The 18470-nt window shown below is 45.4% G+C and carries 13 protein-coding genes and 1 pseudogene; 11 read left to right on the top strand and 3 right to left on the bottom strand.

All coding sequences use genetic code 11. From position 1 onward, the window contains the following. Nucleotides 1-20 precede the first annotated feature (20 nt). From NLZ44_RS04700 to NLZ44_RS04670, 7 genes and pseudogenes are all read left to right on the top strand, one after another. The gene (locus NLZ44_RS04700) at nucleotides 21-1388 is read left to right on the top strand and encodes an NAD-dependent succinate-semialdehyde dehydrogenase (protein WP_493752003.1); all 1368 of its coding nucleotides are present in this window, start codon (nucleotides 21-23) and stop codon (nucleotides 1386-1388) included. Between the two features lie 161 nt (nucleotides 1389-1549). After that, nucleotides 1550-3187, top strand: coding sequence for an acetolactate synthase large subunit (locus tag NLZ44_RS04695; RefSeq protein ID WP_493752002.1), 1638 nt, complete (start codon nucleotides 1550-1552; stop codon nucleotides 3185-3187). A 214-nt stretch (nucleotides 3188-3401) separates the two neighbouring features. Next, a complete protein-coding gene (locus NLZ44_RS04690; RefSeq protein WP_111893800.1) occupies nucleotides 3402-4292 on the top strand; it encodes a fumarylacetoacetate hydrolase family protein in 891 nt (296 codons plus the stop codon). Between the two features lie 150 nt (nucleotides 4293-4442). After that, the gene (gene cbiD, locus NLZ44_RS04685) at nucleotides 4443-5567 is read left to right on the top strand and encodes a cobalt-precorrin-5B (C(1))-methyltransferase CbiD (RefSeq protein WP_493752001.1); all 1125 of its coding nucleotides are present in this window, start codon (nucleotides 4443-4445) and stop codon (nucleotides 5565-5567) included. A gap of 111 nt (nucleotides 5568-5678) precedes the next feature. Next, the gene (gene guaA, locus NLZ44_RS04680) at nucleotides 5679-7304 is read left to right on the top strand and encodes a glutamine-hydrolyzing GMP synthase (protein WP_493752000.1); all 1626 of its coding nucleotides are present in this window, start codon (nucleotides 5679-5681) and stop codon (nucleotides 7302-7304) included. A 16-nt stretch (nucleotides 7305-7320) separates the two neighbouring features. Continuing rightward, complete coding sequence (locus NLZ44_RS04675) at nucleotides 7321-7665, top strand: hypothetical protein (RefSeq protein WP_006624269.1); 345 nt, start codon at nucleotides 7321-7323, stop codon at nucleotides 7663-7665. Nucleotides 7666-7949: 284 nt separating this feature from the next. Next, nucleotides 7950-8345, top strand: a pseudogene (locus tag NLZ44_RS04670) (zinc ribbon domain-containing protein); the annotation flags it as partial. A gap of 102 nt (nucleotides 8346-8447) precedes the next feature. Here NLZ44_RS04670 and treS read toward each other — a convergent pair. From treS to NLZ44_RS04655, 3 genes are all read right to left on the bottom strand, one after another. Further along, nucleotides 8448-11768 (bottom strand): maltose alpha-D-glucosyltransferase, encoded by a 3321-nt coding sequence (gene treS / locus NLZ44_RS04665; protein ID WP_493751999.1) that lies wholly within the window; start codon nucleotides 11766-11768, stop codon nucleotides 8448-8450. A 43-nt stretch (nucleotides 11769-11811) separates the two neighbouring features. Then, the gene (locus tag NLZ44_RS04660) at nucleotides 11812-13143 is read right to left on the bottom strand and encodes a dihydroorotase (protein ID WP_493751998.1); all 1332 of its coding nucleotides are present in this window, start codon (nucleotides 13141-13143) and stop codon (nucleotides 11812-11814) included. Between the two features lie 72 nt (nucleotides 13144-13215). Then, nucleotides 13216-13953, bottom strand: coding sequence for an AsmA family protein (locus NLZ44_RS04655; protein WP_493751997.1), 738 nt, complete (start codon nucleotides 13951-13953; stop codon nucleotides 13216-13218). Nucleotides 13954-14106: 153 nt separating this feature from the next. Between NLZ44_RS04655 and NLZ44_RS04650 the strand changes: the two genes are divergently transcribed. From NLZ44_RS04650 to NLZ44_RS04635, 4 genes are all read left to right on the top strand, one after another. Beyond that, nucleotides 14107-15402, top strand: a complete 1296-nt coding sequence (locus tag NLZ44_RS04650) for a glutamate-5-semialdehyde dehydrogenase (protein WP_493751996.1) — start codon at nucleotides 14107-14109, stop codon at nucleotides 15400-15402. 237 nt (nucleotides 15403-15639) lie between these two features. After that, nucleotides 15640-16236: a COP23 domain-containing protein gene (locus NLZ44_RS04645; protein ID WP_111892592.1), complete on the top strand. Its 597-nt coding sequence runs from the start codon at nucleotides 15640-15642 to the stop codon at nucleotides 16234-16236. A gap of 37 nt (nucleotides 16237-16273) precedes the next feature. Continuing rightward, on the top strand, nucleotides 16274-17161 hold the full coding sequence (locus NLZ44_RS04640) for a S1 family peptidase (RefSeq protein WP_493751995.1): 888 nt from the start codon (nucleotides 16274-16276) through the stop codon (nucleotides 17159-17161). A gap of 36 nt (nucleotides 17162-17197) precedes the next feature. Beyond that, nucleotides 17198-18448, top strand: coding sequence for a S1 family peptidase (locus NLZ44_RS04635; RefSeq protein ID WP_233497806.1), 1251 nt, complete (start codon nucleotides 17198-17200; stop codon nucleotides 18446-18448). Nucleotides 18449-18470: the final 22 nt, after the last annotated feature.

Raw genomic sequence — 18470 nt, 5'->3', positions numbered from 1 at the left:
ATGAAAAACATCAATTTGTTATGGGAATCGCCACCATCAACCCAGCCACGGGAGAAGTGGTCAAAACCTTTGAATCCCTGACTGACTCAGAGATAGAAGCCTGTCTGGAATCAGCAGAGCAAGCCTTTACCCGTTACCGCTATCTGCCTTTTGACAAAAAAGCTGAATGGATGAACCGGGCGGCGGAGATTTTAGATCGAGATGCACAGAGATTTGCTCAAATCATGACATTGGAGATGGGAAAACCTATCAAAGATGCGATCGCCGAAGCGAAAAAAAGCGCCTTGGTTTGTCGGTTTTATGCGGAAAACGCGCCTCAGTTTCTGGCTGATGTTCCGGCTGCCAGTGATGCGACTCGGAGTTTCGTGCGCTATCAACCCCTAGGAGCCATTTTAGCGGTCATGCCTTGGAATTTCCCATTTTGGCAGGTGTTCCGCTTTGCGGCTCCGGCTTTAATGGCGGGAAATGTGGGGTTGCTCAAACACGCCTCTAACGTGCCTCAATGTGCTTTAGCTATTGCCGAAATCTTCAAAGCGGCTGGGTTTCCCCCTGGAGTTTTCCAAACCCTCCTAGTGGGAGCAGACAAAGTAGCTCAAATTGTGGCTGACCCGCGCGTTAAAGCGGCCACCCTGACAGGAAGTGAACCGGCTGGAGCTAGTTTAGCTTCGGAAGCTGGTAAAAATCTCAAAAAAACAGTGCTAGAATTAGGAGGCAGCGATCCATTTATTGTGCTAGAAAGTGCCGATCTAGAAGCAGCAGTACAAACGGCGGTGACAGCTAGAATGCTGAATAACGGTCAGTCTTGTATTGCTGCCAAGCGGTTTATTCTTGCCGATCGCATCGCCGGAGAATTTGAAAAAAAACTGGTCGCCAAATTTAAGGCGTTGAAAGTGGGAGACCCAATGCTCCCAGATACAGAAGTAGGTCCCCTGGCTACGCCGGGAATTCTCAAGGATATTGACGAACAAGTGCAAACTTGCCTAGCAGCAGGAGCCAAAGCGCTCACTGGCGGTCATCGACTCTCTGAGCGTCCGGGAAACTTCTATGCGCCTACTATTTTAGCTTCCATCCCCCCCGGAACACCTGCTGATCAGGAGGAATTTTTTGGACCTGTGGCGCTCTTATTTAGGGTGAAAAGCCTAGATGAGGCGATCGCATTAGCGAATAGCACATCTTTTGGTCTGGGTGCAAGTGCATGGACTACAGACACTGCCGAACAGGATCGTTTAACTTTAGAACTAGAAGCCGGAGCCGTGTTTATTAACGGTTTGGTCAAATCCGATCCGCGCTTGCCCTTTGGTGGCATTAAATGCTCTGGCTACGGACGAGAGTTAAGCATCCAAGGCATTCATGAGTTTGTCAATGTGAAAACGGTCTGGATTAAATAACTCCGACTCAAAATTAGGCGAAAAAATTACCTGGTTAATTGTTGATATATGACATTTTTACTGGGAGATTTTCCGCCTATATTTGACCCAAGAAACTGCGGAAATTATGCGGATAATTCTCCGGTTTTTTTAATCTATTTGTATAGTTGAAAAAGTGCCCAATGAATACAGCCGAACTTTTGGTTAAATGCCTCGAAAATGAAGGGGTTAAATATGTCTTCGGACTACCGGGAGAAGAGAATATGGAAATTCTCGAATCCCTGAAAGATTCTTCTATCCAATTTATCACCACCCGCCATGAACAAGGTGCTGCATTTATGGCAGATGTCTACGGACGTTTGACCGGAAAAGCAGGGGTTTGTTTGTCTACCTTGGGACCTGGTGCTACTAACCTAATGACAGGGGTCGCAGATGCTAACCTTGATGGCGCTCCCTTGGTGGCAATTACGGGTCAAGTGGGTACAGACAGAATGCACATTGAATCCCATCAATACCTGGATTTAGTGGCAATGTTTTCCCCTGTAACTAAGTGGAATGCTCAAATTGTCCGACCTAGCATTACCCCGGAAATTGTCCGCAAGGCTTTTAAATTAGCCCAAACGGAAAAACCCGGTGCGGTTCATATTGATTTACCGGAAAATATTGCTAGTATGGCTGTGGAAGGGCAGCCACTAAATCGCGATCGCCGCGAAAAAATTTATTGTGCTTATCAAAGCATGAATGAAGCAGCCAGCGCTATCTCTAAAGCTGTTAATCCCCTCATCCTAGTAGGTAATGGAGCTTTGAGATCTAATGCTAGTGAGGCGGTGACTGAATTTGCTACCCAACTAAATATTCCTGTAGCTAATACTTTTATGGGTAAGGGGGCGATTCCTTATACCCATCCTTTATCTCTGTGGACGACAGGACTTCAGCAGCGCGATTTCATTAGTTGCGCTTTTGATAAAGCTGATTTGGTGATTGCCATTGGCTATGATTTGATTGAATATTCCCCGAAAAAATGGAATCCTAAAGGCACAATTCCGATTATTCATGTGGGGGCTAATGCGGCGGAAATTGATAGCAGTTATATTCCTATTGCCGAAATTGTTGGGGATATTTCAGATTCTCTTCATGAGATTCTGCGTCGGTCTGACCGCACTGGTAAACCTGACCCCTATGGGGTAAAACTGCGCTCAGATATTCGACAAGATTATGAACGCTATGCTAATGATGATGGTTTCCCCATTAAACCTCAAAAAATTATCTATGATTTGCGGCAGGTGATGGGACCGGAAGATATCGTGATTTCTGATGTCGGTGCCCACAAAATGTGGATGGCAAGACATTACCACAGCGATCGCCCTAATACTTGTTTGATTTCCAATGGTTTTGCGGCTATGGGAATTGCTATTCCCGGGGCGATCGCCGCTAAACTTGTCAATCCTGAATTAAAAGTAGTGGCTGTTACTGGAGATGGCGGTTTTATGATGAACTGTCAGGAATTAGAAACCGCCCTGCGAGTTGGTACACCTTTTGTCACCCTGATTTTTAATGATGGTGGCTATGGTTTGATTGAATGGAAACAAGAAGACCAGTTTGGCTCGTCCTCGTTTATTAAATTCGGTAATCCTGATTTTGTCAAGTTTGCTGAAAGTATGGGATTGAAAGGATACCGGGTTGAGGCGGCGACTGATTTGGTTCCTATTCTTAAAGAAGCACTGGCTTCCGAAGTTCCTGTGGTGATTGATTGTCCGGTAGACTATCGGGAAAATGCCCGCTTTAGCCAACGGGCTGGCGGTTTGTGCTGTCCTATTTAATTATTGATTTGATTTCACCACCAACCCGCTGAGACTTTCGGATTTTCTCAGATTTGCATTTCTCAGACCCAGCGATCGCCTTTGGTCGCTGGGTACTCCCTTTCTGGGAGAGGGCTTGGGGGCGAGGGCTTATTTGTCGGTTGATTCAGGATTGCTATCAATAGCCTGATACAATTGTGGTCATGTAGGATGTGCAGTGGGTGAGATTCTAAGTATGAAGTTTGTAACCCTAAAAAATGGACAATTGGGGACTTTAGTTGCTCAGACTGTTGTGGACTTAGTTAAAGCTAGTCAGATTTTGGATGAGTCCTTAACTACTCAGACTTTATTAGAATTAGTAGAAGCTGGAGCAACTGCCCTTCAGGCGGTTGGGGATTTGACCGAGAAAGCGATCGCGGCGAAAATTGCCTGTGCGCCGTTGACAGATACTCAAATTATAGCACCTTTTCCTCATCCTAAACGCAATATTTTTTGTTTGGGTAAAAACTATTTAGATCATGCTAAAGAAATGCTGGGTAGAGTTGACCAAGACGACAAACTACCCACCCAAATGATTATTTTTACTAAAGCTACCACTACGGCGATCGCTACCGGTGACATAATTCCTAGCTATAGCCATTTAACCTCGAAATTAGACTATGAGGCAGAATTGGCGATTATTATTGGCAAAAAAGGCACTAATATTTTACCAGAAAATGCCTGGGATTATGTGTTTGGTTATACGGCTTTAAATGATGTATCGGCAAGGGATTTACAAGCAGATCACCGCCAATGGTTTCGGGGAAAAAGCCTAGATGGTTTTGCGCCTATGGGTCCGGTAGTGGTGCATCGTTCAATTATGCCACCCCCGGAAAATATTGAGATTTGCTGTTGGGTGAATGGGGAAAAAAGACAACAAGCTAAGTTTGATCAAGTTATCTTTGATGTCCCCGCAATTATATCTACTCTGTCGGCGGGAATGACTCTATTGCCAGGAGATATTATTGCCACAGGTACTCCGGCAGGGGTAGGTATGGGATGTAATCCGCCCCGTTTCCTAACTGCTGGAGATGAGGTAGTTGTGGAAGTGACAGGGGTAGGTAAATTGATTAATAAGGTAGGGTAAATTAATTAATCAGATCTGGTTTTAAGTATTTGACTTAATATGGTAAAATATGGGAGAGGTGGCAAGTTTACATTTAGATAAATACGGGCAACCTGTGGCTGAAAATGATGGAAGATGATATATATAATTTACTCATACTAGGTTTGACTTATGACTAAACCTCGTTCTGGATATACACTCCCGGTTTTTGCTTGTGCGGCGGCGATCGCCGCTTTGGATCATCTCCAAGACCCGACCCCTAATGATAAAAATACGGTGACGGTGGATTTAATTGACCCACCAGAAACGGCGGAAATTGCGATCGAACAGGTGGCCCGTATTAGTGATCATGCGGCTTTAGGAATTACTCGTTCGGACCCAGGAGATAACTTAGATATTACTCGCCATACACCAGTTTGGGCAATAGTAGAAAGGATAGGTAGTAACATTAACTCCCTAGAAATCCCCATTAAAATTGTCGGTGGTGAAGGGGTAGGAGTGCAGAAAAAAGGGGAAGAGGCGGCGATTTATAAATATGCGAAATCCCTGATTTTAAGTAACCTGAAATCTCTGGTATCACTAGGCGATCGCATTCAAGTTACCATTATTTTACCAGAAGGCAAAAAACTAGCCAAACGCACATCTAACGAAGCCTTTGGAGTCATCCAAGGACTATCATTGCTGGGGACAACAGGTATATCCCAACCCCTGAGCGTTCCGGAACAGTTGGAAGTATATCGGGAGACCCTGGAAGCCAAAGCTACCGACTTTCAGACCCTAGTATTTTGTATTGGTGAAAATGGATTCGACCTAGCCACCCATTTAGGTATTAAGCCCGAACAAATTGTCAAAACGGCTAACTGGTTGGGACCAATGCTAGTAACAGCAGGATTTGTGGAAGTTGAATCAATTTTACTATTTGGATATCACGGAAAGCTGATCAAAATAGCTGGGGGTATTTTCCACACCCATCACCACCTCGCAGACGGACGCTTAGAAATTTTAACAGCCCACTGTGCGGATATGGGATTACCAACCCCAGATCTACAGAAGGTTTTGCATTCTCCGACCACCGAAGATGCTTTATTGTACCTGCGGGAACTAAAAGGGGATTGGGTCGATCGCATATATGGTTCGATCGCCTCGGCTATTGATCATCGCGCCGCCGCCTATATCCACACCCACGCCGAAGTAAATGTCCAGGTGGGATCAGTGTTATTTGATCGCCAACGTCAAATTATCTGCAAAAGCGCGATCGGTGATACAATTTGGCAGCAAATTTGTTATGCTGGTTAAGATAGTCTCTCAACAAATTATCAGCAAAATTCTCGCGTTTGTACTCCTCCCGGTGCTACCAGAACCCACTAGCCCCATGACTCTATTAACATCTACAACCCTGAACTTAATATGACTGTGCAAACCTCAGCCCCAGAGCAAACTCTACCGACACAAATAACCGAACCGGTTACCTCAGTTAATCGGGAAATGGTTGTCATCTTAGATTTCGGTTCCCAATACTCCGAACTGATCGCCCGTCGCATTCGGGAAACCGAAGTCTATTCCGAAGTCATTTCCTATCGCACCAGCGCCCAAAAATTAGCCGACCTGAACTTAAAAGGGATTATCTTATCCGGTGGACCTAGTTCGGTCTATGACGAAAAAGCCCCCCATTGTGACCCAGAAATTTGGAATCTGGGGGTTCCGGTGTTGGGTGTATGTTATGGAATGCAGTTAATGGTTCAACAACTGGGGGGCGAGGTAGAACGGGCTAAACTAGCCGAATATGGTAAGGCTTCCCTAACTATTGATGATCCGACCGATTTACTCACTAATGTAGAGCAAGGGTCTACCATGTGGATGAGTCATGGTGACTCCTGTACCAGACTACCAGAAGGGTTTGAGGTTCTCGCCCATACCGAGAATACACGCTGTGCAGCGATCGCAGACCACCAACGCCAACTCTATGGAGTTCAGTTTCACCCCGAAGTAGTTCACTCTATTGGTGGTCAAGCCTTAATCAGGAATTTCGTTTATCATATATGCGACTGTGAACCGACCTGGACGACAGAAACCTTTGTGGAAGAAGCTATCCGCGAGATTCGGGCTAGAGTAGGAGATAAACGGGTATTATTAGCCCTTTCCGGCGGCGTGGACTCCTCAACTCTGGCATTTTTACTCCATCAGGCGATCGGAGATCAACTTACCTGTATGTTTATTGACCAGGGGTTTATGCGGAAATATGAACCCGAAAAACTGGTAAAATTATTTGATGATCGGTTTCATATCTCTGTTGAATACGTTAACGCCCGTGATCGCTTTCTGGAAAAACTCAAAGGAGTTACCGACCCCGAAGAAAAACGCAAACGCATTGGGGCGGAATTTATCCGGGTATTTGAAGAAGAATCAGTCCGTCTCGGACCCTTTGACTATCTCGCCCAGGGAACCCTTTATCCTGATGTCATTGAGTCAGCCGATACCAATGTTGACCCGAAAACTGGGGAAAGGGTAGCCGTGAAAATCAAAAGCCATCACAACGTTGGCGGTTTACCCAAGGACTTACGGTTCAAATTAGTTGAACCTCTCCGTAAACTGTTTAAAGATGAAGTTCGCAAAGTTGGGCGATCGATAGGTTTACCCGAAGAAATCGTCCGCCGCCACCCCTTCCCCGGTCCGGGTTTAGCCATTCGTATTCTGGGGGAAGTTACCGCCGAAAAACTGAATATTCTCCGTGATGCTGATTTTATCGTCCGTGATGAAATTCACAAATCCGGCGTTTATCATGATTTTTGGCAAGCCTTCGCCGTATTGCTTCCCGTCCGCAGTGTAGGAGTTATGGGAGATCAGCGTACTTACGCCTATCCCGTCGTGTTGCGATTTGTCTCTAGTGAAGATGGTATGACCGCCGACTGGTCGCGGGTTCCCTACGATTTACTCGAAACTATTTCTAACCGCATTGTCAATGAAGTGCGAGGGGTCAATCGGGTAGTTTACGATATCACATCTAAACCCCCAGGAACCATCGAATGGGAGTAATTGTTACTGATGAAAAATGGACTATAAAACTGCCCGTAGTTTCTTAATTGACCAGGGTATGGCTTTGGAAATACAAAATAACCCCGATGCCTTTTTAATTCGTCTGAAAGAAGGTAAGCCCCCGGTTCCTGGTCAAGTGACATCGATTTTGTTAGCAATTAAACTGGTGTATGACTCCCTCAAAGAAACCGATAACTTCGATCGCCCCCTGGTGTTGGCTTTGTATCAATTAGCCATGGAAAGCCATCAGCAATTGATTCTCAAGTCTAAACAGGGTGTCGAATGGCCTCCCCTACTCCAAGAAGATCTTAATCGGATATCTCTGGGGGTGAAAAGTATTTTTTCCGGTCAATGGTATTGACAAAAACTAGATTGTATGCTTACCATACTAAACCCCATGGCAGAGGGCGGGTATATTGTAAAGTTTCAATACATTGGTGGGTGGCCACGGGAGCCGATATTTGCCTATCTTTAGAGAGCATGATTTAATCTCAAATTAGGTTAACATTTTACGGCAATACGGTACAATACCAAGTATGGTGCGAGACCTTCGGGTATGAAATAGAGCTGAAATGGGCGAAATAACTACCCGGTGAGGACTTCAACCCCTTGGTTGATTGGGTCGCATCCCTAACCATCCCATAACACAGCCTGATTTTTTTGCCCACCTTCGAGACTTCCAATATGGTTGCCAAGGTGAAGCGTCTAATCAGGTCTAAGACTGCCCGCGCCATGCTGACATGGGCGCATTATCGATTCAAACTAACCCTGAGACATCAAGGGGAAATAACTGGAACCACAGTTGTAGATGTGACGGAAGAATACACCAGCAAAACCTGTACTCACTGTGGTCATGTGCATTCCCAGCTAGGTTGCTCAAAAGTGTTCCGATGTCCGGAGTGTGGGTTCACTCTACCCAGGGACTGGAACGGTGCTTTGGGAATCTTTCTAAAAGCTTTGCGGGATACCGCCTCTGTTGCCTTAACGGGTAATAGTGCTATCGTCGCATTGTCCGGGAACAACCGGAAAAATGTCGCGTAAATGTATCAGCAACCCATAGAAGGGACGGAATTAGAATTTCACAACCCGGTAGAGGCGGGTTACACTGTCAATGACCCGCCTCCCCATCGATTCGATAAACCTTTAAACTACAACCTCTAAGAGTTGCCGTAAGGGAATATCAATTAGTTGTTGATTGCGATGATAGTGGAAGTCTAAACTTTGGATAATTCGCTCTAAGAGGTAGCTGTCCAGCAATACCTGTAATTCCTGGTTGGTCTTGGGTAAAAATCCATCCTCTTTAGCTACTTCTAAATAACTGCCCAAAAATTTAGCACCTACCCAATTATACCAGATTTTCGCCCATTGTTCCATTTCGGGTACGTTTTCGGGTCGAATCATGCCATTTTCTACCTCGCTGAGTAAAGCCACACGAGTGCCATAATTGAGGGATTGTAACATGGCGGCGACATCCCGCAAAGGCGATCGCTTCATTCGCCTTTCATTTAAAGTGCGGTAGGTTTCTCCCTCAAAGTCAATCACCCAAAAATCCTTACCTGTATAGAGGATTTCTTCTAAGGAATAGTCCCCATGACAACGGGTTCGCAGTCCGGTAATTTTGAGGTTGAGTAGGGATTGAAAACGCCCTAAAATATACTCATGTTTACTCAGAACTTTTTTGGCTAATTCCTGGGTTTCCGGTTTCATAGAACCCAGTCCTTTTCTCAGCTTCAGCATTACCTGTCCGGTCAGGTTTCGGGAATATTGATAAATCGATCGCTGATACAAAGATGAAAAGGGTTCTGGGGTAAAATTCGGATCGTCCGTATCGCTGGATAAGGCAATATGTAACTCGGCTGTGCGTTGACCTAGTAGTTGAATATTACTCAGATATGATCCGATCACCATCCCTACTTCTTCGGGAATTTCCTCATTTTTTAAGGTTAGCAGAGATTCTGAGGGAACCTCCACCGGAGTTTCCGTGGTTGGTAAAGTTATGCGATCGAAAAAGTCTCGGAGATTATCTAAAGTATAATTCCAAGCCTTAATACCATCGGGAATATATACCTGCAAAACTCCTAAAGTTGTAGACTCTCCGCGACGGGGTTGATATTTTAACCCTCCCATTACTGGCGCAATGTGTTCTAATTGTTGTTTCTGTCCTAAAAAACTGCGAATTTCTAATTCGGGATTAATACCCGGTTCGACTCGGCGGAAGAATTTAAAAATTAGGCGATCGCCATAAACAACTAAGGCATTTTTATCCGTTTTTCCCATTAGCTGAGGGTTGAGTTTCTCTTCACTCATATCTACCCCAGCCAGCGCGTCCGTAGTCATCGCCGTTAAGGTGCCATATTTACCCTTATACTGTTGGCGGTTCCGAATCATATCTAGGGGGAGAGTTAAGAAGTCTTGATCAGCACTTGCTTCAAATAAAATCCCCTCCTGATCATCGATTTTTACTGAAGCCAGCACCGCACTAGGAAGGTTAGCACTAACTTCTTTTGATTGTTCACCAATAGCACAAGATAACAGCACTACATAGGTTTCTGCAAACCCTTCTGTATAGTCTACATTTAGCATGACAATAGCTGCTTCCTGTTTCGGAAAAGGAATCGGAATAAAATCAGCAATTTTCACCGACTGCATAACCCTAGATTTACTAAGAAACCACGAGGATCGATGCAGATATTCCGGTAACAAAGACTCTAAACGTTCGCGGGTATCCGACTGAGAAAAGATTTGATGCCAACTTTTAGCCACTTCTAAAGCTGGCAGTTGGTGGCGGGGACGTGGTAGCAGGCTGGTGGCTGGATCAAACTGAAGCATAAACCAGTAAAATCCATAGGGTGCGATACTCAGAAAATAGCTAGATTCACCAATTTTGGGGAACTGATTTCGCCCGAAAATTTCCACGGGAACCATTCCCTGGAATGGGGTTAAATCTAATTCTACACTCTGCACAAATCGCGACAGGTTTGCCACTACTAAAATATGTTCCCCAGAGTAGGTGCGGACAAATGCTAATACTTTCCTGTTTTCGGGATGTAACAGTTCAAAAGTTCCACGTCCAAAGGCTTGAAAACGTTTCCGCATCGCAATTAAACGTTTCATCCATGACAGCAGGGAATTCGGATTAGCGCTTTGCGCTTCCACGTTGATGGCTTCGTAGTGATATTCAGAGTCTAAAATAACTGGTTGATACAGTTTCTGAGGGTTGGCACGACTAAAGCCAGCGTTACGGTCAGGACTCCACTGCATGGGGGTGCGAACTCCATTGCGATCGCCTATATATATATTATCCCCCATACCAATTTCATCACCATAGTACAGCACAGGAGTTCCTGGTAAGGAAAGCAGCAGACTATTCATTAGTTCAATTTGGCGGCGATCGTTTCCCAGTAGTGGCGCGAGACGGCGACGAATGCCTAAATTTAGTCGCGCTTGGGTATCTTCTGCATAGACCCGATACATATAATCTCGGTCCTCGTCTGTCACCATTTCTAAGGTTAACTCGTCATGGTTACGCAGAAATAATGCCCACTGACAATTATTAGGAATAGAGGGAGTTTGGTTGAGAATATCCACAATGGGGAAACTATCTTCCATTCGTAATGCCATAAACAAACGAGGCATTAACGGGAAGTGAAAATTCATCTGACATTCATCACCTTCACCATAGTAAGCGGCGGCATCTTCCGGCCATTGATTGGCTTCCGCTAATAGCATCCGATCCTCATATTTGCTATCAATATAAGCCCGTAATCTTTTCAAAAAGGCATGGGTTTCTGGCAGGTTTTCGCAGTTGGTTCCTTCCCTCACACACAGATAGGGGACTGCATCTAAGCGCATCCCATCTACTCCCATTCCTAACCAAAAATCCGCGAGTTCTAACACGGCTTGCTGCAATTCGGGACTCTCATAATTTAAGTCCGGTTGATGGGAGTAAAAACGATGCCAATAATAGGCTTTTGCTACCGGGTCCCACGCCCAATTAGAGGTCTCAAAATCCTGGAAAATAATCCTAACTTCTGGGTATTTTTCGGGGGTATCACTCCATACATAAAATTCCCGTTCTTTACTGCCTTTGGGGAGTCTCCTCGCCCGCTGAAACCACGGGTGCTGGTCGGAAGTGTGGTTAACTACTAACTCGATGATTACCCTAATTCCCCTTTCATGGGCGGCATCAAGAAAGGTTTTAAAATCATCTAAATTACCATAGATAGAATTAACATCTCGGTAATCGGAAATATCATAACCATCATCTCGCAAGGGAGATGGGAAAAATGGTAAAATCCAGATGGCAGTGATGCCGAGTTCTTCCAGATAATCTAATTTTTCCGTGAGTCCAGCAAAGTCGCCAATACCATCGCCATTACTATCGCAATAGGCGCGGACTGGCACTTCGTAAATAATCGCATCTTTGAACCAAAGCGGATCATTATTGAGTTTTGATTGTGGCATAGGTTTAATTTCGGTTCGTCAATATTTGCTGATGTTTACGAGTTTACTGATGGTCAAATGTCAAGGCTTTGCCTCTTACTTCTAAGTTAAGTTTGCCATGGTCATACACTACTTGACCTCCGACAATAGTAACCACTGGCCACCCGGTTAGCTGCCAACCCTCAAAGGGACTCCAGCCACACTTGGTTTGCAATTCTGAGGCTAAAACTGGGCGATAATTGTTTAAATCAACTAACACTAAGTCAGCATCATAACCAGGGGCGATCGCTCCTTTATTCGGGATATTATAACCTTTTGCTACGGCTGTTGACATCCAGTTAGATACCTGGGCAACACTACAACGTCCGACGGCGATCGCCTGAGTTAGCATCACTGGTAAGGATGTCTCAACTCCCGGCATTCCTGAAGGGCTATTGGGATATGGTTTAGCTTTTTCTTCTAGGGTGTGGGGGGCGTGATCTGTAGCAATAAAGTCGATAACTCCATCTAACAACGCTCGCCAGAGAACCTCATTATTTTCAGGCGATCGCAAAGGCGGATTCATTTGAGCTTTGGTGCCAATTTTACCATAATCGGTGATATTTAGCACCAAATGTTGGGGGGTAACTTCTGCTGTTACCCAGGCGGGTTTATCCTGTCGCAGCAATTCGGCTTCTATACCTGTAGATAGATGCAAAATGTGCAATCTTCGTTGATACTTTTTAGACAGCTTCAGAGCCAGTTGGGTGGCTTCTAGGGCGGCTTGTTCATCCTGGATCTGGGAGTGAATTGCTGGATCTGTTTGTCCCGCAAATTCCTCGCGCCGACGATTAATCCGGTCCTGGTTTTCCGCGTGTACCGCAATTAGGCGATCGCCTTTAGCAAAAATCGGTTCTAAAATTTCTTCGCGATCGACCAACAAAGGTCCGTGCATTGACCCCATAAAAATTTTAATCCCAGGAGTCGGGTTAGCCTCTAATAAATCCGGTAAATTCTCAGGAGTCGCCCCCATAAAAAAGCCATAATTTACCAAACACTTTTGGGCAGCCCTTTCTAGTTTATCCGCTAACGCTTCCTTTGTCCTAGTTAAAGGGCGAGTATTCGGCATCTCCAAAAACGACGTAACGCCACCTTTAGCGCAGGCGCGACTGGCTGTTGATAAATCTTCTTTATATTCTAGTCCCGGTTCCCGAAAATGAACCTGGGGGTCAATTACTCCCGGTAACAGAGTTAACCCCTCTGCATTTAGGTCGATTTCTGACTCTCCGGCGGCGGGAAGTTCTGAACTAATTTCCAGAATTTTACCCCCCCCCAGTTTAACATCTCCTAAGCTGAAATTGCCATCCGGTAGCAGAATATTCGCGCCACGGATATAGATAATTGGGGTAGCAGACATGACTGATTTGTGACCGTGTAGTTTACATAACCACTACCATTTTACCATCAACTGGTTACAAGTTATCATCATTTAGTTCGGATTAGTTTCTGGGGCGATCGCTTCTTGTAAAATCTCCGGGATTTTTTCCCCACCATCTCTAATAATACTCTCGAATATATCTTGTACAACTTCCCGAATCAAGTCGCTGGTCAAAATTTCTTCAAAGTCCTCTGATGACACATGAGTTAGACGCAGGTTAGGGAGTTGAAAATCGATAGAACTCGCAAATCCCAAAGGTGCTAAAGTCACATTAACTTTAGTATTCTGAACATCGATAACATCAAAGTTAATTTTTAGCTTGGTTTTCGAGGTTTCCTCTGTAGTTTCAGTCCTTGTCTGCGGTTCCGAAGGTTGGGTAGATTTCAGATTATTGATAATTGCCAGGATATTGTTATTTAGTAGTCTCTGTTCGATGTTCACATCAATATAGTTAATCGCGAAATTATTGATTTCCACCACATCAGTTAACAGGCTTCTCGGAGTCACATCAATATCCACCTGATCAATCTTGATCGCATGGGGAGTGCTAAAATTATCAGGATTGTTGATTGTCAGATTATTAATCCGCAAATCACCCCGCAATTTATCCAAACTCAAAGATTGAATTTCGGTCGGTACTCCTAGGGTAGAACTCACTGTATTTTCTAGGTAGTTTTGCAATTCGCTATCTACCCTTGATAAAGTCACATTGGCGATCGCAGCTAGGACAATCAGCACCCCGCCCACAATCCCAGCAATAGTCAACCAATTTTTCCGTTTTTTAGTCATGGTTTCACTCCAGATTTAGCCCGTGATTTGGATATATTATAGACCAGAAAATTTCACAGTTGATAGGTTCCCCGTCAATTGTTTGCTATAATTATTATAGCTGTCTACTGTCCACTACTACTGCTTAACTATATTTTACATAAATTGCTGACCATGACTATTTCTCCGTTGCTAATTGAAACCGCCCAAAAAACCCAAGCAGCAGCCCGCCAATTGGCTGTTTTATCTACAGATGCCAAAAATCAGGCGATCGCATCCATAGCCCAAGCCCTAGAAAATGCCGCCCCAGACATTCTCGCCGCCAACCAGATGGACTGTCAGCAAGCCCAAGCTGATGGTATTGCGAAACCTCTTTATAACCGATTAAAACTCGATGAGACCAAGTTAAAAGGCGCGATTTCCGGCTTGCGAGATGTCGAAAAATTAGCCGACCCAGTAGGCGCAATTCAAATTAATCGGGAACTAGACCAAGGCTTAAACTTGCGCCGGCTAACTTGTCCTTTAGGAGTCTTAGGAGTAGTCTTCGAGGCGCGACCAGATGCCGTTATTCAAATTTCCGCCTTAGCCGTCAAGTCGGGAAATGGCGTAATCTTAAAAGGTGGCAAAGAGGCGATTAATTCCTGTCGAGAACTCGTCAAAGCCATCCGCCAGGGACTAGCCACAACAGCAGTCAATCCCGAAGTCGTACAGTTATTAACTACTCGCTCCGAAATTATTGAGTTATTGCAGTTAGATAAATATGTCGATTTAATTATCCCCAGGGGTTCCAATTCTTTTGTACAATTCGTCCAGGAAAATACCCGGATTCCCGTTTTAGGTCATGCCGATGGTATTTGTCATCTATATATAGACCGGGAGGCAGATATATCCAAAGCCCTACCCATAGTCATCGACTCAAAAATCCAATATCCAGCCGCTTGTAATGCCCTAGAAACCCTGTTAGTGCATCAGGAAATAGCCCCGCAATTTTTACCCAAACTAGCCGCAGAACTGCAACAAAAAGGAGTAGAATTAAGGGGAGATAGTCACAGCCAAAAAATCGTCAATATTGCCCCAGCCACAGACGCAGACTGGCAGACAGAATATACTGATTTAATTCTCTCAATTAAAGTAGTCGAAAATTTAGAAGCCGCCATTTCTCATATTAATACCTACGGTTCAGGGCATACAGATGGCATCATTACCGAAGACCCAGAAGCCGCCCAAACCTTTATGGCTATTGTAGATTCAGCCGGAGTATTTCATAACTGTTCCACCCGTTTTGCTGATGGTTTTCGCTATGGTTTTGGGGCGGAAGTTGGTATCAGTACCCAAAAAATGCCCCCCAGAGGTCCCGTAGGTTTAGAAGGGTTAGTGACCTATAAATATCAATTAATTGGGGATGGTCATATAGTCGCCACTTACGCCGGAAATAATCCTAAACCATTTACCCATAGAAACTTACTTTAATAACAGCCTAGCCATTTCCACCTAGAAAGGCGGGAGCAATTATTCAGGTTGATCATCTCACCCCCAACATTGCTTAACCCGCCTAACTGATTATGGTTAACTAGATTACACCAAGTTACTAGAATTATTATTTAGCATAAATTTTCCTAAAATTCCCAAAACATAATCATTTCTTAATAGTTGACGATCGCCCCCAAACCGTCCATAATATAAGGTAAGGTCTCAAAGGCTTAGAAAATGAAAAAAAATCCAACTGTGCAACTAGCAACTGTAGCCGCCATTGCCTTGGGAGGTTTCGCCGTATTTCAGCCACCTGATGTCGCCCAAGCGCAAGTAACATCCTTTTACTGCGACATGAACTCCCCCATAGGCTATCCCACCGTCTACGCTCGCACACCCGCCGGAAATAAACCCGTAGTTAGCTTATATTCTGAATATTTCAGCGCCTCTGGCTATTCCCCAGAACGCCGCTGTCAGGAAATTGCCCAAAGGTTTACCAACTTTTCCCAGACCGGACAACTGAAATATCTAACCGCCGGATATGTCAACAATTTACCAGTAATTTGCGTAGTTTCCGATCATGGAATGCCCTGCGCTAGTAACACCATATTATTTACCATGAAAGCGGACGACCCCGAACCCGCCGAAAGTAAACTTCAGCGACTGTTCAACATCCGCCGAGGAGCCAGTGATATCCTATTTGAAAGCGAAGATGATGCAGGTGTCTACATCAACTTTGATCAATTTTTAGGGGGAGTTCCCGCCGAAGCCGCTACCCCCGCACCCATGACACCATCAGCCCCCCCCAGTTCTCAACCGGGGACAGCGTGGTGAGCCTTAAAATATCTACCAAGTATCTCAAGTATCTAAGGTGCAGCAATCACTCAAATTTTTAGCGAGAGCGATCGCCATTAGTTTTCCCCTGTTAGGATTAAGCTGTCAAGCACAAGTGCTGACAGAAGAAGAAAGCAGACAATTTCAGCGGGAACCAACCCTAGCCGCCAACACCAATCTACCAATTCCCTCAACAGCCGCACTGCACCAAAAAGCTAGACAGATTACTGTCCGCGTTTATTCAGGAAGGATGTGGGGAACCGGGGTAATTATTGACCATCAGGGTGGCATTTATACAGTCGTCACCAATGATCATGTTTTGCTACCAGGGGGAGGGCAAAATTATCGAGTCCAGACCTACGATAACCGCATCCATGCTGCCGAAATAGTTAACTCTATATCTTGGTTTCACAATGATTTAGGGATTGTGCAATTTCGCAGTGTAGATCACTCCTATAATGTAGCAGCGATCGCCTCCACCCCAGTAGACCTAGGAGAAACCGTAATCGCGGCTGGATTTCCCTTAGAACCCGACCCATCAGCCCCCCAAGGGTTTGTGATTACAGAAGGTCAAGTCTCCCTTTGGATGCCACAGCCATTTATCGGAGGTTATCAGGTAGGATACACCAACGACATTTTTTCAGGAATGAGTGGCGGACCCCTATTAAATCGCCGAGGGGAACTCGTGGCTATTAATGGAATGCACAAATATCCACTGTGGGGAAATGCTTATGAATTTGTAGACGGTTCATCCCCCGACCCCGCCCTAGCAGCAAAACTGGTTGAGTACAGTTGGGCGGTTCCCATTCACACCGTGTTACAACTCGCCCCCAATTTCACATCAGCAAACACCATCAACCCCAAACCCTCACCCCCCGTTGAACCCGTTTCTCCCGTATCTTCACCCTCGCAATGGTTTTGGTAAACCAGAACAAATATCAGGTTAGGAACGATGACAAAAATGCGATCGCTTACTCAAAATCTACTACTGTTAGCCGGAGTCTCCCTATTAGCGACTCTAGCCCCCGCAGCCCTGGCTGCACTTTCCCCCGCAGAAATCAACTCCATCGCCAGCCAAACCACCGTATTAATTGCGCCAGAATTGCGACCGGAACTCATCGAAGCCCTAGAAAATAACTACAGAAATCCCCTAGCCAGCCAAAACAACCCCGATGGCGTATGGCATCCCGGTTCTGGTGTCATTATCGCCCGCGAAGGTAATCGCCACTATGTTCTGACTGTTAGCCACAACTTCCGACAGCGAGACCTAAATGCTGGAATCTCTTACGGTATCCGCACCAGTGACGGTAAAGTTCATATAGTCCAACAACCCAACGATGGGCGAGGCTGTCCCCTCAACGGTTCTCCCACCCCAGGAAATTTAATGAGATTTGGCTGTTATTCCATCACCCTACCCACGAGAGTAGACGGACCGGATCTAGCCGTAGTAGTATTTGAAAGCGATCATCACTATCCTGTAGCCCCTTCCGCCACCGAAAACTCCCTCAATGTGGGCGACCCTATTTATGTTTCCGGCTGGCCTGACCCCGAAAAAGAAAGAGATGCCACCACCGGACGCTGTACCGGGAGGGCAGCCCGTCGCCAAAGACGATTTACCTGGGGACCGGTCACCGGAGTAGTTAACCCCGCCAGCAGCGAAAACGGTTATAGCATTTTTTACTTAGACAATACCCGTCCCGGAATGAGTGGCGGTCCTGTATTTGACAACCAAGGTCGCGTGGTGGGCGTTCACGGTCGCGGTTCCGGTGGGAAAGCCCAACTGGTCAATCAATTCTGTTCCGTTAGTAATGCCCCCAACGCCCAAGCCTTTGAGTCGGGGGATTTTGCCATCGAAGGTCAAGGAACCGGACGCGCAGACCCAGCCACCCTACGAACCCGCTTTAGTAGTGGTCAAGCCTTTAATAATTTTATCGGCTTAATTCGCCGCACGGGTTTAAATCTATCATTTAACACTAATCCTCCACCGCCCCAAATTATTCAAGCCGCCCTGACCGCCATTCCCGCCCGAAGTAGCACGGGAACGGTAGATTTTGCGATCGGATCTGTTCCTGTTGGCAGTTTTGATGACCCTCAAGATGTAATTCCTAACATTTATGATAGTTACAGTTCTTTTGAGGGCTTAGGTTCTCGACTGCGAGATACACCCTCTGGCGGTTGCGATAGTCTACTTTTGGGAGAGCCTTGTTGGTAAATTTATGTTAGAATAGCCCAAA

The sequence above is a fragment of the Arthrospira sp. PCC 9901 genome (assembly GCF_059013425.1).
This window is presented reverse-complemented; position numbering and strand designations above follow the sequence as displayed.

Excerpts from the sequence above, each read along its gene's own strand:
- NLZ44_RS04700 (WP_493752003.1), top strand. The coding sequence starts at position 21 with ATGGGAATCGCCACCATCAACCCAGCCACGGGAGAAGTGGTCAAAACC.
- NLZ44_RS04635 (WP_233497806.1), top strand. The coding sequence starts at position 17,198 with ATGCGATCGCTTACTCAAAATCTACTACTGTTAGCCGGAGTCTCCCTA.
- NLZ44_RS04690 (WP_111893800.1), top strand. The coding sequence starts at position 3,402 with ATGAAGTTTGTAACCCTAAAAAATGGACAATTGGGGACTTTAGTTGCT.
- NLZ44_RS04655 (WP_493751997.1), bottom strand. The coding sequence starts at position 13,953 with ATGACTAAAAAACGGAAAAATTGGTTGACTATTGCTGGGATTGTGGGC.
- NLZ44_RS04650 (WP_493751996.1), top strand. The coding sequence starts at position 14,107 with ATGACTATTTCTCCGTTGCTAATTGAAACCGCCCAAAAAACCCAAGCA.
- guaA (WP_493752000.1), top strand. The coding sequence starts at position 5,679 with ATGACTGTGCAAACCTCAGCCCCAGAGCAAACTCTACCGACACAAATA.
- NLZ44_RS04695 (WP_493752002.1), top strand. The coding sequence starts at position 1,550 with ATGAATACAGCCGAACTTTTGGTTAAATGCCTCGAAAATGAAGGGGTT.
- cbiD (WP_493752001.1), top strand. The coding sequence starts at position 4,443 with ATGACTAAACCTCGTTCTGGATATACACTCCCGGTTTTTGCTTGTGCG.
- NLZ44_RS04645 (WP_111892592.1), top strand. The coding sequence starts at position 15,640 with ATGAAAAAAAATCCAACTGTGCAACTAGCAACTGTAGCCGCCATTGCC.
- NLZ44_RS04675 (WP_006624269.1), top strand. The coding sequence starts at position 7,321 with ATGGACTATAAAACTGCCCGTAGTTTCTTAATTGACCAGGGTATGGCT.
- treS (WP_493751999.1), bottom strand. The coding sequence starts at position 11,768 with ATGCCACAATCAAAACTCAATAATGATCCGCTTTGGTTCAAAGATGCG.
- NLZ44_RS04660 (WP_493751998.1), bottom strand. The coding sequence starts at position 13,143 with ATGTCTGCTACCCCAATTATCTATATCCGTGGCGCGAATATTCTGCTA.